The following is a 16,972-nucleotide window of genomic DNA, read 5'->3' as shown; positions in this document are numbered from 1 at the left end:
GCACGCCGGCCGCTCCTCCACGAGCCCGTTCACCGGTGCCGACCCCACCCCGCCCCCGACCGCTGGAGAGCCATCGTGACCACCGGAGACCGCGGGTTCCCGCCTCCCCCGACCTTCCGGCCACTGTCCGAGGACGATCCCCGGGAGGTCGGCGGCTACCGGCTGGTGGCACGGCTCGGCGTCGGCGGGATGGGGCGGGTCTACCTGTCGTACACCCGGGGCGGGCGGCCGGTGGCGCTCAAGGTGGTCCGGCCGGAGCTGGCGCAGGACGCGGAGTTCCGGCACCGTTTCGCCCAGGAGGTGGCCAGCGCCCGGCGCATCCACGGGCTGTTCACCGCCCAGGTGGTCGATTCCGGCGTCGACGACCCCTTGCCCTGGCTGGCCACCGCGTACGTGGCAGGCCCTTCGCTTCAGCAGGTGGTCCACCGGTTCGGCCCGCTCCCGGAGCGGACCGTCCTGCTGATCATCGCCGGCATCGCCGAGGCCCTCCAGGCGGTCCACGCCACCGGTGTCGTCCACCGCGACCTCAAGCCCGGCAACGTCCTGATCGCCGCCGACGGCCCGCGCGTCATCGATTTCGGCATCGCCCGGGCCGCCGACACCAGCGCGCTCACCTCGACCGGCCTGCGGATCGGCTCCCCCGGCTTCATGGCCCCCGAGCAGGTTCTCGGCCGGCCCGCCACCCCGGCCACCGACGTCTTCGCCCTCGGCGCCCTCGCGGTCCACATCAGCGCGGGCGCGCCGCCGTTCGGCGACGGCCCGGAGTCCGCCACGCTGTACCGGGCAGTGCACGAGGAACCGGACCTCTCCCGGGTACCGGCCGCCCTGCGCGGGCTGCTGCTCGGCTGCTTGGCCAAGGACCCGGAGCAGCGGCCCGGCACCGACCGGATCATCGAGGCCGCCCGCGACCACCCCGCCGTCGGCGGCCACCTCCGGTTCACCGAGGACTGGCTGCCGCACCAGGTCAGCACCGACCTCCTGCACCGGGCCGACCTGCCCACCACACCGGCCGGGCCCGCCACCACCCTCGACAGCCTCGGCGCCCTCGACACCCGCCGGACCGACCCGGCCGAGGCCCGCACCGCGCTCGTGCCCCGCCCGGTACCGGTAGCGACCGCGGCACCGGCACCGGCACCGGCACCGACGGCGGTCCTGGCACCCCAGCCGGGCGACACTCCCCTCCCCGGCGGCGCGCAGCCGTCGTACGACGGGCCGTCCAGCGGGCCGTCCGACGAGCAGCCCGGCCGGTCCGGGCGGCGCCGGGCCGCCGGGCGCGGGCGGACGGCGCTGACCGTGACGGCCGCCCTGCTGGCCGGTGCCGCGGCAGCCGTCCTCCTGCTCCCCCCGCTGCTCGGCGCCGACGAGGCCGACGCCGAAGCCGACGGCGGCCCGACCGACGCCGGCTCGGCCCCGGTCACGGCGCCGGCCACGACCACGGCCTCCGCGGCACCGGTCCCCGCCTCCACGCCCACCCCGGGCGCGGCCGCCGGGTACACGCCGGTGTACGCGGGCACCGAACTGACCTCCCCCGATCCCTCCTACGAGTTCGACCTCAAGGCCGGCCGGGTCGCGCCGCAGGAGAACGCCGCCTGGTACCTCGGCCGCAGCGCCACCGACTTCTTCGTCCCCGAGGACAGCGACACCTACATCGCCGCCGACGGCCCGCTCACCCCCGACGACTGCGTCAAGGGCGTCGAGAGCCGGCCGGCCGCCGCACTTCCGTTCAGCACCCTGCGCAGCGGCCGCGCCTTCTGCGTCCGGGCCCGCGCCGGCGGCGACATCGCCGTCGTACGGGTGCTGGACGCCTCCCCCGACGAAGGGCCGGTCCGGATCTCCCTCGGCCTCTACCGGCGGACCGGCTGACCCTCCGCCCCGGCGGGATCCGCGGCGGGGCCTCGGTCCGTCCGGTCGAGGAAGAGCGCCGCGAGCCGGGGCAGGTGGCGCCGGGCCGCCCGGTCGTCCTCGGGGTCCCAGCCGCGCCCGGCCGGCTCCCTCGCGCGGGTCGCGCCGGTCACGCCGGTTGCGGCGGTTGCGGCGCGCAGGGCGGCTGCCACCGCCGTACGGAGGGACTCCGACTCGCCCACGGCCCTCCGGTAGGCCTGCGCCACCAGGTGGTCCAGCGACTCGAAGCCGACCCAGCCGCCCTCGTCGTGGCTCATCCGGACCACCACGGGCAGGGCGGCCAGGGAGTCGGGGTCGGCCACGGCGCGGGTGAAGGTCTCCCGGCCGAGCAGGATCAGTCCGTCGCGGAAGTCCATGAAGCCGTCGTCCCCGCACCCGCCCTCGATCAGGTACGCGGCGTTCCACAGCGGCCGCCGGTACGCCGAGCCGGCCACCCCGTCCGCCCGCACCCGGAAGTCGGCGATCTCCGCCGGTGCCAGCCCGGCGAGTACCTCCACCAGCGCCGCGGGGAGCGGATCGTCGGGCGGGTCCCGGTCAGGGGCACGGTCGCCGGCCAGGGCGCGCGCCCGCTCGATCAGGGCCCACCAGTCATCGCTCTCCATGGCCGCCGAGCGTAGAGCGGGGCTGTGACAGGCCCCCGGAGGTCCGATGTGACAGCCAGGGGCCTCGGGGAGCTCCGGGGAGACCGCGCCACACCCGGGTCAGCGCCGGAACCTGCCGGTCAGCGCCTGCCACCAGCCGCGCCGCTGCCGCGGTACGACGGCGGGCGGCGCGGCCGGGGTCTCCGTCTGCCGGACGTGGAGCGGCGGGGGCGGCGGTGTCGACGGCGTGAGGAGGTCACCGGGCCCGGTCGGCGCCGTCCGTTCGACCGTCCGGGGCGAGAACTGCACCGGCAGCTCGACCAGGTGCCGGGACAGCCAGGCCGAGGTCCAGGTCAACTCGTCCTTGTCGATGGCGAGTTGCAGGTCCGGCAGTCGGGTCAGCAGGATGTCGATCCCGGTGTCCGCGATGGCCCGGCCGATGTCCTGGCCGGGGCACTCGTGCGGCCCCCCGCCGAAGGCCAGGTGCGAGCGGTTGCCGTGCAGCGGCTTCGACAGGTCGGGGCGGACGGCCGGGTCGACGTTGCCGGCGGCGAGGCCGAGCAGCAGCATGTCGCCCTCCTTGATCTGCTGGCCGCCGAGTTCGGTGTCGCCGGTCGCCCACCGGCCCGCGACCAGCGACATCGGCGCGGAGTCCCACAGGACCTGGTCCAGGGCATCGGGCAGCGTCATGTGGCCGCCGGACAGGTCGGCGCGGAACCGCCGGTCGGTGAGGACGAGCTTCAAGGTGTCCGCGATCAGGTTGACAGTGGTCTCGTTCGCGGCGAGCAGCACCACCCGCAGGTGTTCCAGCACCTCGTCGTCGGTGAGCCCGGCGCTGTGCTGCATCAGCCAGGACACCAGGTCGGGGCCGGGGGTGACGCGCTTGCGTTCGATGGTGCGGCGCAGGGTCGCCACCACGTAGTCGTTGCTCGCGATGGCGGTCTCGGTGCCCTTCATCAGGTCCCGGGCGGCGTCCACCAGCCGGGGCCCGTACTCGTCGGGCATCCCGACGACCTGCGTCATCACCAGCATCGGCAGGCACTCGGCGAACTGGGCCACCAGCTCGGCCCGGCCGGTCGGCCCGAACTCCTGGATCAGCTGGTCGGCGAAGCGGGTGACGTAGCGGCGGATCCCGCGCCGGTCGAAGCGGTTCAGGCTGTCGGTGACCGCCGCGCGCAGCCGCCGGTGCTCCTCGCCGTCCGCGAACACGCACAGCGGCTGCCAGGCGATCACCGGCATCAGGGGCGAGTCCGCCGTCACCAGGCCCTGCTGGAACGCCGTCCAGCGCCGCGAGTCCCGGGAGAACCGCGAGGGTGTGCGCATCGCGGTGAGGTTGGCGGTGTGGCCGAGGATCAGCCAGGCCGGCAGGTCTCCGTGGAGCAGGACCGGCGCCACCTCCCCGTGCTCGGCCCGCAGCTTCTCGTACAGGGCCGCGGGGTCGGCCTCGGCCTCCGGCCCGTACAGGCGCCGCAGCCCCTCGGCGGCGAGGCCGTGGGCGGGACAGCCGGGCGGCGGGCCGGAAGGGCCGTCGGCAGGAAAGGGGGTGGTCACGTCATCTCCGGGGTGGGCGCGGGGCGGTCGTGGTGGTCGGCACGGCCGGCCCCGGAGGCGCACGGGTCCGCCCCCGGCGCACGGCGGGGAGGCGGTGGGCCGGGCCGGGTTCCGCGTGGCCGAGGTTCAGAACACGCTCCTGATCGAACGTCAGATCATGCGCGGCGCAGTCGACTTGCCCGCCCGCACCGCAGGCACCGTCGAGGCACCCGGGCACCAGGTTTGCCCCATCCCGACCTCCCGCACCGCACTCCGCAACCGAGTTCGCCCATCAGGGGGGCGCGCGGGCCAAACCGCCACCCGGCCCGGAGCCGCTGTGCTACCCGCGCGACCGGCTCGGCCCCCCGGCCGCGGACACCGTCACCACGGCGGCAGCGCCGCGCATCCCAGGGCGCGGGCGAGCGCGTCGCTCTGCGACCGGGTGAGGTCGAGTGCCTGGAGCAGCGCGGATCCGTCCGAGGCCGCCCCGGCGGGCCGGTGGTCGCCTCCGCTCAGCGGGGAACCGCTCAGGTCGGGTCGCCACGCTGCGGGCTGCCGGTTGCCCAAGAGGTGGTCGGCCGTCCGCCCGGCGGAGTCCTCGGGTGCGCCGACGGCCGTCAGGGCGGCGCTCACCCGCGCTGCCGCATCCGGCGGCAGCTCGTCGTCGGCGAGCGCCGGAAGCAGGAGCAGCAGTCGGGCCGCGACGTCCTGGACGCCGGGCGCGGAGGGGTCGGGCGTGTCGGCGATGTGGGTGAGTTCGCGCCAGGACAGGCCGGGGCCGTACAGGTCGCCGTCGAAGCTGGACAGGGTCTCCGCCCGCGGCCAGCTCGAGTGTGTCAGCAGGTGGTCGGTGCCGGGTTCGTCGACGAAGTTCCGGTGGACGTGGACAACGCGGTGGCCGGCCCCGAACGGGACGCGGAACGCCGGCCACGCCCGCTCGTCCAGGAGCACCTCGGACAGCGCGCCGGCGTCGGCGCCGTCGTCACCGAACCACTCGGGCACCGGCCGGGCCCCGCCCGAGGTGAACCGGCACATGTCCAGGAGGTGGTTGGACCAGAACCCCGCACGTTCGAGCAGCCGCTCACCCGCGACCAGCGGCCCGTCCTCGTATCCGTCGATCAGCACGGGCCGGAGTCTCCCAGGCACCGCTGACACTGCGGTCCGGGCGCGTGTCGGCGGGGTCGCCGGGGCCGCCGGGCGGATTCGGGGGTGGGCCCGACAATCTGCGGGGTGGCCCGGCGGGTCGGGCGGCGGCCTGCGGGGGCTGTGGCAGGCTACGCCCATGGCAGGCGGAGCAGGTGGGCCGAAGGCGGCGGGAGGCGCGACCCTCGTCCTGGCGACGCTGGCCGCCGGGCAGTTCCTGATGGCCCTGGACAGTTCCGTCATGAACGTCTCGATCGCCACCGTGGCCGAGGACGTGGGCACCACGGTGAGCGGGCTGCAGGGCGCGATCACGGCGTACACGCTGGTGATGGCGATGTTCATGATCACCGGCGGCAAGGTCGGTGCTCTGATCGGCCGCAAGCGGGCGTTCACGATCGGCTGCGTGATCTACGGTGCCGGATCCGGTACCACGGCCCTCGCCCCGAACCTGCCGGTGCTGCTGGTCGGCTGGTCGCTGCTGGAGGGGATCGGCGCGGCGCTGATCCTGCCCGCGATCGTCGCGCTGGTGGCCGGGAACTTCACCGTGGAGCGCCGCCCGGCGGCGTACGGCCTGGTCACCGCCGCGGGTGCGGTCGCCGTCGCGCTCGGCCCGCTGATCGGGGGCGTGGCGACGACGTACTTCTCCTGGCGATGGGTGTTCGCCGGTGAGGTCGTCGTGGTGCTCGGCATCCTCGCGCTCGCGCGCCGGGTCTCGGACGCGCCACCGGGCCGGCGCCCGCACATCGACATCCCCGGCGCCGTGCTGTCCGCGGCCGGGATCGGGCTGTTCGTCCTCGGGGTGCTGCGCTCGAGCGAGTGGGGCTGGTTCGTACCGAAGCCGGACGCGCCCGCCTGGCTCGGGGTCTCCGCGGTGGTCTGGCTGATGCTCGGCGGCCTGCTCCTGACCTGGCTCTTCCTCCGCTGTGAGAACCGCCTCGCCGAGCGGGGCGAGGAGCCGCTGGTCGATCCGGCGCTGCTGCACAACCGTCAGCTGACCGGCGGTCTGACGATGTTCTTCTTCCAGTACCTGGTGCAGATGGGTGTCTTCTTCGTCGTCCCGCTCTACCTCTCGGTCGCGCTCGGCCTCTCCGCGCTGATGACCGGCGTGCGGATCCTGCCGTTGTCGCTCACCCTGCTGGCGGCCGCGGTCCTCATCCCGAAGCTGCTCCCCGACGTCTCGCCGCGGCGGGTGGTGCGCAGCGGGATCTCGGCGATGCTGGCCGGGGCGGTCGTGCTGCTGGCCGCGCTGGACGCGGACGCGGGGGCGGAGATCGTCACCCTTCCGCTGCTGCTGATCGGGTTCGGCATGGGGGCGCTCGCCTCCCAGCTCGGGTCGGTGACCGTGTCGGCGGTGCCGGACTCGCAGAGCGCGGAGGTCGGTGGCGTCCAGAACACCGTCACCAACCTCGGGGCCTCGATCGGTACCGCGCTGGCCGGTTCGATCATGATCGCCGTGCTGACCACGTCGTTCCTCACCACCGTGGAGCAGAGCCCGGCGATCCCGTCCGAGGTCAAGACCCGGGCGGGCACGGAGCTCTCGGCGGGCGCGCCGTTCCTGTCCGACGCCCAGCTCACGGCCGCACTCGACGAGGCGGGCGCGGACACCGCGGTGACGCAGGCGGTCCTCGACGCAAACGCCGACGCCCGGCTCGACGGCCTGCGGGCCGCGCTCGGCGTCCTCGCGCTCGCCGGGCTGACGGCACTGTTCTTCACCCAGCGCATCCCGGCGACCCAGCCCCGCTCCACCATTCCCCCGCCTCGGACCGGCAGCGCGTCCGACGATTCCTGAGCGCTCCGGGGCCGGTCGCGCCCGTCGCGGCGGAGCGGCGCCCGGTGGTGGCCTGTTCACGCGCCCGACCCGACACTGGCCCCGGCCTCGTCGGAGCGGCGCGTGGCGTGGCGCGGCAGTCCGGTCCGCCGGGTGCCGTCACCCCTCCGGTACTGGCGGGGCGTCCGGCCGGGCCGCTGCGCGCAGGAGCGCCCTGACCCGGCGCTCCACGAGGACCGGTACGAAGGTCCTGATCCTGGCCGCGCGCAGTTCCTGGTAGGCAGTGGCGACCAGGGCGGCCACGGTGGCCGGGGCCACCAAGGGGTGGGCGGCGGTGAGGCGGCCGGCGAGCCGGTCCACCGCCTCCTGGTCCGCGGTGTGCAGGCGGCCCGTGCTTCCTGGGCCGGCGCTCCCCCGGCCCGCGCTCCCCCGGCCCGCCGGGTCCGGCAGCCCGGCCGTGGACGGAGCGGAGTCGGGTGCGGGTGCCGTCGGGGGTTCGTGGGTGGTGCCCGTCCGCGTCCGGTGGCCGGCCGTGGTGGCCGGCGCGGTGAGGGTCACCACGGCGACCCGCCCTTCGGGTCCCGTCGTATCGTGGCAGGCCAGGACGAGCAGTCCGGCGTCGGCCAGGCTCCTCAGGGCGGTCTGCAGGGCGGCGGGCTCGGTCCGCAGGGCGGCGGCCGCGGCTCCGAGCGGGAAGGTGGCGCTCCGGGCGAGGTGCTGGTGCGGGTCGGCCACGAGATCGACCAGCAGCCCCGCGGCGATCTGCCCGCCCGGGACCTCCCGGGCCTGCCGGGCCCACTCCACCGCCCAGTTCTCCAGCACCAGCGACTGCACCCGGCCCACGCCCTTCGCGATCGGTTCCGACTCGGGCCCGTCCGCGGGTCTCACGGCCGCGCAGCCCCCGGTTCCCAGCATTCTGCGGCAGCCGGGCGCCCGGCGCGTGAGCGACGCGCACGCCCGTTCGCGCGCCCCAGCCACTCGGCCGTCGGCCGGTCGCGTCGGTCCGGTGAGGGGGCGCGGCAAGGCCGAGGGACCATCCGTGGTGGTCGTCCGGCCCGTCGTCGTCCGCCGGGCGCCCCCGGCCGGCCGAGGGTGCCCCGCAGGCGGGTGGCGGCCACCCGTTCCAGGTGTCCAACTCCCCTCGAAATCAAGGGCGTCGGCAACGCTTCACCCCATCGACATCCGGCCCACCGCCGGACGACACTTGACCACCCGATAGTCCCAGGGCCCTCAAAGTTGTCTGGCCATTTGGAGTCCCGGTGTCACCTCTCACCCGCCGTACCTTCCTCGGCTCCGCCGCCGCCCTCGGCGCGGCCATGGGCCTGGAGTCCCTGCCCGGCACCGCGGCCGACGCCGCGGCCGCCACCACGGGGACGATCAGCGACGTCAAGCACGTCGTGGTCCTGATGCAGGAGAACCGCAGCTTCGACCACTACTTCGGCGCGATGAAGGGCGTGCGCGGTTTCGGGGACCGCACCGCCCTCCAGATCGCGGGCGGCACCAGCGTCTTCAACCAGCCCAACGGCAGCGGCCGGCAGTACCCGTGGCAGCTCAGCAAGACCAACACCTGGTGGTGGGGCGTCAGCGGCGAGCAGCTCGCCCAGTGCGACGGTTCGCTGGACCACTCCTGGTCGACCCAGCACCAGGCGTGGAACAACGGGAAGATGGACTCCTGGATCGCGGCCAAGGGCTCGGACCGGACCATGGGCTTCATGGCGCGCGAGGACATACCGTTCCACTACGCGCTCGCCGACGCCTACACGATCTGCGACGCGTACCACTGCTCGATCCTATCGGCGACCGGGCCCAACCGCACCTACCTGTGGTCCGGCACGATCGACCCGGCCGGTACGGCGGGCGGCCCGGCCTGGGACGGCGGCGACGAGAAGGGCCTGCGCTGGCAGACCTACGCCGAGGCGCTGCAGAACGCCGGGGTGAGCTGGAAGGTGTACCAGAACGCCTCCGACAACTACGGGGACAACGCGCTCGCCTACTTCGACCAGTTCACCGGCGCCCCGGGTTCCAGCCAGCTCGCGCAGCGCGGCATGGGGTCCGTGCCGAGCACCGGGTCGACCCCGGACGACATCGCGGCCGCGATCCGGGCCGACGCCCTGGCGGGCCGGCTGCCGCAGGTCTCCTGGGTGGTGTCCAACCAGCTGTTCTCCGAGCACCCCGACGGCCCGCCGGAGAACGGCGCGCACTTCGTGAACCTGGTCGTGCAGGCGCTGGCCGCCGACCCGGCCACCTTCAACTCCACCGTGCTGTTCCTCAACTACGACGAGAACGACGGCTTCTTCGACCACGTCCCCCCGCCCGCCGCGCCGGCCGGCACCGCCGGGGAGTTCTACAACGGCACCAACATCGGCCTCGGCTTCCGGGTCCCGATGATCATCGCCTCGCCGTGGACCCGCGGCGGCTGGGTGGACTCCCGGGTGTACGACCACACCAGCGTCATCCGCTTCCTGGAGACCTGGACCGCCGCCCTGGGCACCCCGGCCGTCTGCCCCAACATCAGCGCCTGGCGCCGCCAGGTCTGCGGCGACCTCACCGGTGCCTTCGACTTCGCCAATCCGGTCTACGGCCTGCCGGCGCTGCCCGACACCAGTGCGACGATCAGCCAGGCCACCGCCAACACGATGATCAACCCCAGTCCCGGCACCAACGCGATGCCGGTCCAGGAGGCGGGCACCAAGCCCGCCCGGGCCCTGCCCTACCAGCCCAACGCCTGGGTGGACCGGATCGAGTACAACGCGAACAACCAGATCCTGCTCTGGCTGGACCTGGCCAACCAGGGTCCGCAGGCCACCGCCTGGGCCCACTACTCGGTCCACGCCAACGCGTACCGCAGCGGCGGCCCCTGGCAGTACACGGTGGCCCCGCACAACGCCGCCACCGGCACGGACGGCAGCACCAGCGACTTCTTCAACATCGGCGCCAACTACGGCAACGGCCAGTACGACCTCACCGTGCTCGGCCCCAACCGCTTCCTGCGCCGCTTCGCCGGCAACGCGACCACCGCCGGCAAGGCCGCCGAGGCGTCCACCTCCTACGCGCCCGCGCCGGACACCGGCAAGCAGGCGCTGTGGTTCAAGCTGACCAACACCGGGACCAGCGCCGTCACCTTCACCGTCACCTCGAACAACTACCGCACCGGGACCTGGACGTACCAGGTCGCGCCGGGCGCCACGGTGTCCGACTACTTCAACGCCGTCACCATCGCCCACGGCTGGTACGACTTCACCGTCACCGTCAGCAGCGACGCCGCCTGGAGCCGCCGGGCCACCGGCCACATCGAGACCGGCGCCGCCGGCGTCAGCGGCTGACCGGCCGGGCCCGGTAGCCCGCCGCACCCGCCGCCGGCCCGCCGCAGGAGTGGCGGGCGGCGGCGGGCGTGGCACGCTGGATTGCGGGGTGCGGCCCCGGCCGCACCCGCTGCCGAGCACCACGGAGGCACCGGTGAAGGACCTGAAGTTCGAACAGAAGCAGTCGCTGTCGCGTACGGAGGCGGCCGACCAGCTCTCGGCGCTCGCCGACGCGCTGCGTCGCGGGGGCAACGCCGAGCTGGAGCTCGGCCCGGGGGTGCTGAGCTTCCGGATCCCCGACGACCTGCGCGGCGAGATCGAGGTGGAGGTCGGCGACGGGGAGGTCGAGCTGGAGATCGAGTTCAAGTGGTCGACCGCCGCGGCCGACGGGGCCACGACGTAGCCGTAGCCGGCGGCAGCCGGGCGGTGGGCGGCCCGCACCGGTCGGCGCAACGCGCGGATCGGTCCCGTCGCGAGCAGCATGGAAGCGAAGCACGGAGCGGAGCTTCCCGGCCCGCGGCGGATGCGGGCCGATCATCGGGACGAGCCCTGGAGGCCCCTGACATGTCGAGGAACTCGGCGATCGCCGTACCCGGTCTGACCTGGCGCTCCCCGCGGGAACGCGCCGACGACGGCCGGGCGGCCCGTGCGCGTTCGCCCCGCTCCGGCCACGGCGACTACGACCCGGGCCGGCAGCGGACCGATCCGATCGCGATCATCGAGAAGCAGTCCGCCGTTCGGGTCCAGGAGCTGGTGCCGATCCGCTACGGGCGGATGTCGGAGTCGCCGTTCCGGTTCTACCGGGGCGCCGCCGCGATCATGGCGAGCGACCTGGCCGACACCCCGGCCTCCGGGATCCGGGCCCAGCTGTGCGGCGACGCTCACCTGCTCAACTTCCGCCTGCTGGCCTCCCCCGAGCGGCGCCTGGTCTTCGACATCAACGACTTCGACGAGACCCTGCCCGGCCCCTGGGAGTGGGACGTCAAACGGCTGGCCACCAGCATGGTCATCGCCGCCCGTGAGAACGGCTTCTCGGAGGCGGAGCGCGCGGCGATCGTCCGGACGACGGTCCGCTCCTACCGGCAGCGGATGCGCCGCTTCGCCGGGATGGGCAACCTCCCGGTCTGGTACACCCAGGCCGACGCGGAGACCCTCGAGGCCGTGGCCTCGGGCCGGCTGCACCGGCGCGGCCGCAAGGAGCTGTCGAAGGCCCTGGCCAAGGCCCGCACCCGGGACACCATGCAGGCGTTCGAGAGGCTCACCGAGGTGGTCGGCGGCAAGCGCCGGATCGCCCCGCAGCCTCCCGTGGTCACCCGCCTCACCGATCTGCTGCCCCGGGTCGAACGCCAGGTCCTGGAGGGCATGCTCCGCAACCTGATCGGCCGCTACGGCAGCACCCTCCAGTCGGACCGCCAGCACCTGCTCGGCGAGTACACCCTGGTCGACATGGCCCGCAAGGTGGTCGGCGTCGGCAGCGTCGGAACCCGGTGCTGGATCGTGCTGCTGCTCGGCCGTGACGGCGAGGATCCGCTGTTCCTCCAGGCCAAGGAGGCGGACGAGTCCGTGCTCGCCGCGCACGCCGGCGCCAGCCGGTACGCCACCCAGGGCGAGCGGGTGGTCGCCGGCCAGCGGCTGATGCAGGCCACCAGCGACATCTTCCTCGGCTGGGAGCACGTGCTCGCACCCGACGGCGTGGAGCGCGACTTCTACGTGCGTCAACTGCGGGACTGGAAGGGCATCGTCGACCCGTCGATGATGGTGCCGAGCGGACTCGAGCTGTTCGGCGAGCTGTGCGGCGCCACGCTCGCCCGTGCCCACGCCAGGTCGGGCGACCGGATCGGCATCGCCGCCTACCTGGGCGGCGGGGACGTGTTCGACCGGGCGCTGGTGAGGTTCGCCGAGAGCTACGCCGACCAGAACGAGCGGGACCACCAGGCCCTGCTCGACGCCGTGAAGTCCGGCCGGGTGACCGCCGAGGAGGCCTGAACCCGACCGCCGCGCCCGACCACCGCGCCCCCGGGCTCTCAGTTCTCCGGCGGCCCGGCCGGGCCGGGGTCGCGGCGGTCCCGGGAGGGGAGCTGTCCTCGGGCGGACCGCCAGCGCGAGCGCAGCTGCTCCAGCAGGACGTCCCACTGGTGCCGCACCTCGTCGTCGGGCGGGCGCCGCCCGTGGCGGATCCGGTCGAGTTCGACGGCCACCTCGCGGCCGAGCGCGGCCGAGCCGACGAAGACGAACATCAGGCCGAACAGGGCCGAGAGCATCGCGAAGACCGCGCCCACCGAGCCGTAGCGGGTGGCGTAGGAGCTGAAGAGGTGGGGCAGGTAGACGGTCGTGCCGACCGAGTAGGCGGCCTCCAGGACCGCCACGATGACGCCGAAGGGCAGCAGGTCGCGCCGGCCGATCCGCCGGGCGGACAGCACCCGGCCGCTCCAGCCGAGGAACACCGCGGTCAGCGGCACCTCACACAGCGAGGCGGCCAGCCCGAACGGCGTGCCACCGAGCGCGACCCAGACCCAGCCGGTGACCGTCAGGTAGCAGGCCAGGCCCAGCACCCACCGCAGGCCGTTCGGTGTGTTGCGGACGCTCAGCGGCTTCAGCTCCCAGGCCTGTTCGAACAGCCGCTGGGTGGCGCGGGTGAAGCTCAGCACCGAGAGCAGCAGGAACAGCAACCCGAGGATGTCCAGGCCGCCGTCGGTGGCGACCGAAGGCTCGAACAGCTGCCTGACCGCCGTGGCCCCGCCCCCGGTGAGGCCGTACCGGTTGATGATCCGGCTCGCCACGTCCGGCGGGCCGAAGCGGGTCAGCACGGTGGCACCGAGCACCGCGAGCGGGATCAGGGCCGTCAGCGCGCTGGAGGCCAGTGCCATCGAGCGGTCGAAGCCGGCCACCCGCTGGAACCGGTTGACCACTCGCAGCGCGAACGCCGGACGCAGCCAGAACGTGAGTGTCCTGGTGAGGCGCTCCCGCCTGATGGGCCCCGGCCCCCTTCCTCGGACTGCGGACCGTGCTGTGACAACGCGAGCGTAGCGCCACCGCCGCGCCGGATCCGGCTCCGACGCGGCCCCGCGGCCCGCGCGTCGTCCGTACGGGAGCGAGCCGCCGGGGGCGGCGGTCAGCCGGTGGGCAGCCGGAGTTCGGCGACCGCGCCGCCCGCCGGGTCGTTGCGCAGGTGCAGGGTGATGCCGAGGGCCTCGGCGTGGCCCTGCGCGATCGTCAGGCCGAGGCCGTGGCCGTGGCCGCGTTCGCGGGCGCCGGTGCGAAAGCGCCGCGGCCCCTCGCTCAGGATGTCCTCCGGATAGCCGGCGCCGTGGTCGCGGACGGTGAGGCGGGCCCCGTCGACCCGGACCTCGACCGGGGCGCGGCCGTGCCGGTGGGCGTTGGCGACCAGGTTGGAGACGATCCGGTCCAGCCTGCGGACGTCCGTGGTGACGACCGCGCCGGCGACGATCAGCAGGTCGGTCGGGGACCCGGCGGCCGCCACCATCCGGGTGACCACCGGCCCGAGCGGGACGACGGTCAGTTCGGGGCGTTCGGCGCGGGCGTCGAGCCGGGAGACCTCCAGCAGGTCCTCGGTCAGGCTGCACAGCACCCGGACCCGGCCCTGCACCAGTTCGGTGGGCCGGCCCGGCGGGAGCAGTTCGGCCGCGGTGAGCAGCCCGGTCAGGGGGGTGCGCAGCTCGTGCGCGACGTCGGCGGTGAAGCGCTGTTCGCTCGCCAGCCTGCTGCTCAGCACGGCGGACATCGAGTCGACCGCCGCGGCCAGTTCGGCGACCTCGTCGCGCGGGCGGCCGAGCGAGCCGATCCGGGCGGCCAGGTCGCCCCGGGCGATGGTGCGGGCCGTGCGGGCGGCGATCCGCAGCCGGCGGCTGATCCGGTCGGCGGCGAGGACGCCCGCCAGCACCGTCACCACCACGGCGAGGGCGGCCGACACCAGGATGGTCCGGTCGAGTTCGGCGATGGCCCGTTCGTCGTCCGCGTAGTCCACCCGGACCGACACCACCTGGACCGGTTCGGTGCCGCCGCCGATCCCGGCGGCGCCCCACATCGCGGTGCCGTCGGGTCCGGGGCCGAGCATGGTCCCCTGGCGGCCGCGTTCGGCGAGGCGGCGCAGCTCGGCCGGGAGGGCCGGGTCGTCGGGGACGGTGTTCCAGCCCACCAGCTCGCCGGTGCGGTCGTACCCGGTGAGCAGCGAGTCGAGGGCGTTCTGCGCGGACTTCCTGGCCTGTGCGGTGTGCTGGTGCACGGAGGCCTGGTGGACGAGCAGGCCGAGGGTGAGGGCGACCAGGAAAGAGACCAGGGCGACGGTGGCGGCGATCTGTCGGCGCAGGGTCATCCGGCCCGCCGCAGCTTGTAGCCGAAGCCCCGGATGGTCTCGATCCGGCCCGCCCCGATCTTGGCGCGCAGCCGCTGGACGTGGACGTCCACCACCCGGCTGTCGGCGCCCCAGGAGTAGTCCCAGACGCGTTCGAGCAGGATCTGGCGTTCCAGCACCACGCCGGGTGCGGCGGTGAACTCCAGCAGCAGCCGCAGTTCGGTCGGGGTGAGCGGGACCGGCCGCCCGTCCACCCGGACCTCCATGGCGTCGGTGTCCAGCTCCAGGCCGTCGATCACCCGGACGGCCCGCGGTGCGGCCGGGGCGGGGACGTCGGCGGGTGCCTCGGCGGCCGGCCGGGGGGCGAGGCCGGTGCGGCGCAGCACGGTACGGATCCGGGCGACCAGGACGGCGCTCTCGAAGGGTTTGGTGATGTAGTCGTCGGCCCCGGCCTCCAGGCCTGAGATGACGTCGATCGGGTCGGTGCGGGCGGACATCATCAGGATCGGGAGCAGGCTCTCCTCGCGGATCCGGCGGCAGAGCCCGACCCCGTCGAGCAGCGGGAGCATCACGTCCAGCAGCAGGATGTCCGGGGGCTGGGCGCGGAAGCGCTCGAGCCCCTCCAGGCCGTCGCCGGCCGTCTCCACCGGGAAGCCGTACCGTTCGAGGGCCATCCTGGTCGCCTCGCGGATCACTTCGTCGTCCTCGACCAGCAGGATCCGGGGGGCGGGGGCCGCCGGGGCCGCGCCGGCGGGGTGGTGGGGTGCCGGGTGGTGGGTTGCCGGGTTCACGAGGTGGGCCTCACAGGGGCGGCGGACGGCGCCGAGCGGCTCGGGACGGCGGAGACGGCGGGTTGGGGCGCTCCGCGCCGGGGGCTGCCGTCGTCCTCGGACGGGTCGGCCGTCGGCCGGGGTGCCGGGGCGGTGGGCGCGCAGAGGGTCGCGGTCGGGCCCGTGCCCTTGATCTGCCGGTCGGTCACCAGCATCCGGTTGGACCGCCAGCCGTACCTGGTGTCGGTCTGGGAGTCCGGACCGTTGGGCTCGTGCACGACGAGCTCCGTTCCGGCGGTGTCGGCGGTGAACCCGGCCAGGACGCTCTGGGCCAGCACCGGGAAGACCTGGCCGTCCCGCGCGGTGTAGACGTGCAGGTAGGCGTGGTGGGCGGCGGTCACCACGGCGGTGATCAGCTCCGGCCGGCCGTCGCCGCCGAGGTCGCGGTACTGCGCGGGCCGCAGCTCGCAGCCCTGACAGCCGGCCAGGGCGGCCCGCTCGTCCTCCGGCAGCCCCGGGTCGTGGGCGAGGACGGTGGCGGCGTCCAGGCCGCGGAGGTCGCCGGTGGCCGCGGTGACCCCCGGCAGCGCGGCCGGCGGCGGCTGGTCGGTGGGCGGTGCGGCGGCGGGTGAGGGGGTGACCGCGGCGGCCGGCCAGAGCAGTTGGGGGCTCGGGTGGACGGTGACCGGCCGGGTCACGCCGGCGTCGTGGAGCTGCCCGGCGTCGGAGCAGCCGGTCAGTGCGGCGACCGTGAGCGCCAGCAGGGCGGCGCACCGCCCCAGGGCGGTGCGGCGGGGCCAGGTCCTCACGGGGTGCGCCTTTCGGGAGCTGCGATGACGCGTCGGGCGCCGGGTCGGTGGTCCAGTCTGCAACACCCGTCGGCGGGCGCCGTCCGGGGGCCGGTGGTCAGGGGATCGGTGGTCAGGGGGCCGTGCTCAGGGGGTCGGTGGTCAGGGGGTCGGTGGTCAGGGGGTCGCCAGGTCGGCGAGGACCACGATGTTGTCGGTGTAGTGGCCGTTGCTGCCGAGGGTGCCGCCGCAGGTGATCAGCCGGAGCTGGGCGGTCTCGGTGTTCCCGTACACCAGCTCGGTGGGGAACTCGCTCTTGGCGAACTGCCGCAGCTCGCGCACCCGGTAGGAGACCGAACTGCCGTCCTGGCGGCGGATGTCGATCCGGTCACCGGGCCTCAGTTGGGGCAGCCGGCCGAAGACGGCCGGGCCCTTGTGGGTGTCGAGGTGGCCGAGCAGGACTGCGGGGCCGATCTGGCCGGGCGCGGGGCCGCCCCGGTACCAGTCGACCAGGTCGGGTCGGTCCAGTGGCGGGACCTCCACGGTCCCGTCCGCGTTGAGTCCGCCGGCCTGGACGGGGGCGTCCACCCCGATCCGGGGGATCTCCAGCCGGACGGGGGCGGGGACTGTGCCCGCGGTACCCGTGGTGGCAGTGGTGCCGGTGGTGCCGGTGGCGGGCGCCTGGGTGCCGGAGGTGGCCGGTACCTGCTGGGCGGCTCCGATCCGGACCGGCGGGTGGTCGGAGCCGCAGGCGACCACCACGACGCCGAGGGTGAGGCTGAGTGCGCCGACCGCCGCGGCCGCGCCCGGCCAGGCACGGAGGAGCCGGCCGGCGGCACCGGCCACCGGGACGGCACCACCCCGCGCGGCGACACC

The 16,972-nt window shown here is 74.7% G+C and carries 14 protein-coding genes; 5 read left to right on the top strand and 9 right to left on the bottom strand.

What is annotated here, in order from left to right; genetic code table 11:
• Nucleotides 1-75 precede the first annotated feature (75 nt).
• On the top strand, nucleotides 76-1,863 hold the full coding sequence (locus AB0D08_RS26450) for a serine/threonine-protein kinase (RefSeq protein ID WP_359892164.1): 1,788 nt from the start codon (nucleotides 76-78) through the stop codon (nucleotides 1,861-1,863).
• On the opposite strand, the gene AB0D08_RS26445 is transcribed toward AB0D08_RS26450, so the two are convergent.
• The 3 genes from AB0D08_RS26445 to AB0D08_RS26435 form a co-directional block, all read right to left on the bottom strand.
• On the bottom strand, nucleotides 1,845-2,504 hold the full coding sequence (locus AB0D08_RS26445; RefSeq protein WP_359892161.1) for a DUF4240 domain-containing protein: 660 nt from the start codon (nucleotides 2,502-2,504) through the stop codon (nucleotides 1,845-1,847). The two genes, AB0D08_RS26450 and AB0D08_RS26445, sit on opposite strands and share 19 nt — an antisense overlap.
• Nucleotides 2,505-2,603: 99 nt before the next feature.
• Nucleotides 2,604-4,034 (bottom strand): cytochrome P450, encoded by a 1,431-nt coding sequence (locus AB0D08_RS26440; protein ID WP_359892158.1) that lies wholly within the window; start codon nucleotides 4,032-4,034, stop codon nucleotides 2,604-2,606.
• Between the two features lie 360 nt (nucleotides 4,035-4,394).
• Complete coding sequence (locus tag AB0D08_RS26435; RefSeq protein WP_359892155.1) at nucleotides 4,395-5,138, bottom strand: hypothetical protein; 744 nt, start codon at nucleotides 5,136-5,138, stop codon at nucleotides 4,395-4,397.
• A gap of 157 nt (nucleotides 5,139-5,295) precedes the next feature.
• Here AB0D08_RS26435 and AB0D08_RS26430 point away from each other — a divergent pair, with 157 nt between their 5' ends.
• Nucleotides 5,296-6,945 (top strand): MFS transporter, encoded by a 1,650-nt coding sequence (locus AB0D08_RS26430; protein ID WP_359892152.1) that lies wholly within the window; start codon nucleotides 5,296-5,298, stop codon nucleotides 6,943-6,945.
• Between the two features lie 138 nt (nucleotides 6,946-7,083).
• Here AB0D08_RS26430 and AB0D08_RS26425 read toward each other — a convergent pair whose 3' ends face one another.
• Nucleotides 7,084-7,767 (bottom strand): three-helix bundle dimerization domain-containing protein, encoded by a 684-nt coding sequence (locus AB0D08_RS26425; protein ID WP_359892149.1) that lies wholly within the window; start codon nucleotides 7,765-7,767, stop codon nucleotides 7,084-7,086.
• A 416-nt stretch (nucleotides 7,768-8,183) separates the two neighbouring features.
• Between AB0D08_RS26425 and AB0D08_RS26420 the strand changes: the two genes are divergently transcribed.
• From AB0D08_RS26420 to AB0D08_RS26410, 3 genes are all read left to right on the top strand, one after another.
• Nucleotides 8,184-10,247 (top strand): phosphocholine-specific phospholipase C, encoded by a 2,064-nt coding sequence (locus AB0D08_RS26420; protein ID WP_359892146.1) that lies wholly within the window; start codon nucleotides 8,184-8,186, stop codon nucleotides 10,245-10,247.
• 133 nt (nucleotides 10,248-10,380) lie between these two features.
• A complete protein-coding gene (locus AB0D08_RS26415; RefSeq protein ID WP_082527225.1) occupies nucleotides 10,381-10,629 on the top strand; it encodes an amphi-Trp domain-containing protein in 249 nt (82 codons plus the stop codon).
• A gap of 161 nt (nucleotides 10,630-10,790) precedes the next feature.
• Nucleotides 10,791-12,212: a DUF2252 domain-containing protein gene (locus AB0D08_RS26410; protein WP_033825724.1), complete on the top strand. Its 1,422-nt coding sequence runs from the start codon at nucleotides 10,791-10,793 to the stop codon at nucleotides 12,210-12,212.
• A 38-nt stretch (nucleotides 12,213-12,250) separates the two neighbouring features.
• Here AB0D08_RS26410 and AB0D08_RS26405 read toward each other — a convergent pair whose 3' ends face one another.
• The 5 genes from AB0D08_RS26405 to AB0D08_RS26385 form a co-directional block, all read right to left on the bottom strand.
• Nucleotides 12,251-13,135: a YhjD/YihY/BrkB family envelope integrity protein gene (locus AB0D08_RS26405; protein WP_233289431.1), complete on the bottom strand. Its 885-nt coding sequence runs from the start codon at nucleotides 13,133-13,135 to the stop codon at nucleotides 12,251-12,253.
• 203 nt (nucleotides 13,136-13,338) lie between these two features.
• Nucleotides 13,339-14,559 carry a HAMP domain-containing sensor histidine kinase gene (locus AB0D08_RS26400; RefSeq protein ID WP_359892142.1) on the bottom strand — a complete coding sequence of 407 codons (1,221 nt, stop codon included), beginning with the start codon at nucleotides 14,557-14,559 and terminating at the stop codon, nucleotides 13,339-13,341.
• Nucleotides 14,556-15,257, bottom strand: a complete 702-nt coding sequence (gene cseB, locus AB0D08_RS26395) for a two-component system response regulator CseB (protein WP_033825734.1) — start codon at nucleotides 15,255-15,257, stop codon at nucleotides 14,556-14,558. Before cseB ends, AB0D08_RS26400 begins: the two co-directional genes overlap by 4 nt.
• Nucleotides 15,258-15,325: 68 nt before the next feature.
• Nucleotides 15,326-16,117, bottom strand: a complete 792-nt coding sequence (locus AB0D08_RS26390; RefSeq protein WP_359892139.1) for a hypothetical protein — start codon at nucleotides 16,115-16,117, stop codon at nucleotides 15,326-15,328.
• Between the two features lie 156 nt (nucleotides 16,118-16,273).
• Nucleotides 16,274-16,972: class F sortase (locus tag AB0D08_RS26385; RefSeq protein ID WP_359892136.1), on the bottom strand; the 699-nt coding region annotated here is incomplete at its 5' end.

This window comes from Kitasatospora sp. NPDC048540, assembly GCF_040651175.1.
GTDB lineage: Bacteria > Actinomycetota > Actinomycetes > Streptomycetales > Streptomycetaceae > Kitasatospora.
This window is presented reverse-complemented; position numbering and strand designations above follow the sequence as displayed.

Bases quoted from the DNA above. Each gene is read 5' to 3' on its own strand.
- AB0D08_RS26445 (WP_359892161.1), bottom strand. From the start codon at position 2,504: ATGGAGAGCGATGACTGGTGGGCCCTGATCGAGCGGGCGCGCGCCCTG.
- AB0D08_RS26430 (WP_359892152.1), top strand. From the start codon at position 5,296: ATGGCAGGCGGAGCAGGTGGGCCGAAGGCGGCGGGAGGCGCGACCCTC.
- AB0D08_RS26410 (WP_033825724.1), top strand. From the start codon at position 10,791: ATGTCGAGGAACTCGGCGATCGCCGTACCCGGTCTGACCTGGCGCTCC.
- AB0D08_RS26400 (WP_359892142.1), bottom strand. From the start codon at position 14,559: ATGACCCTGCGCCGACAGATCGCCGCCACCGTCGCCCTGGTCTCTTTC.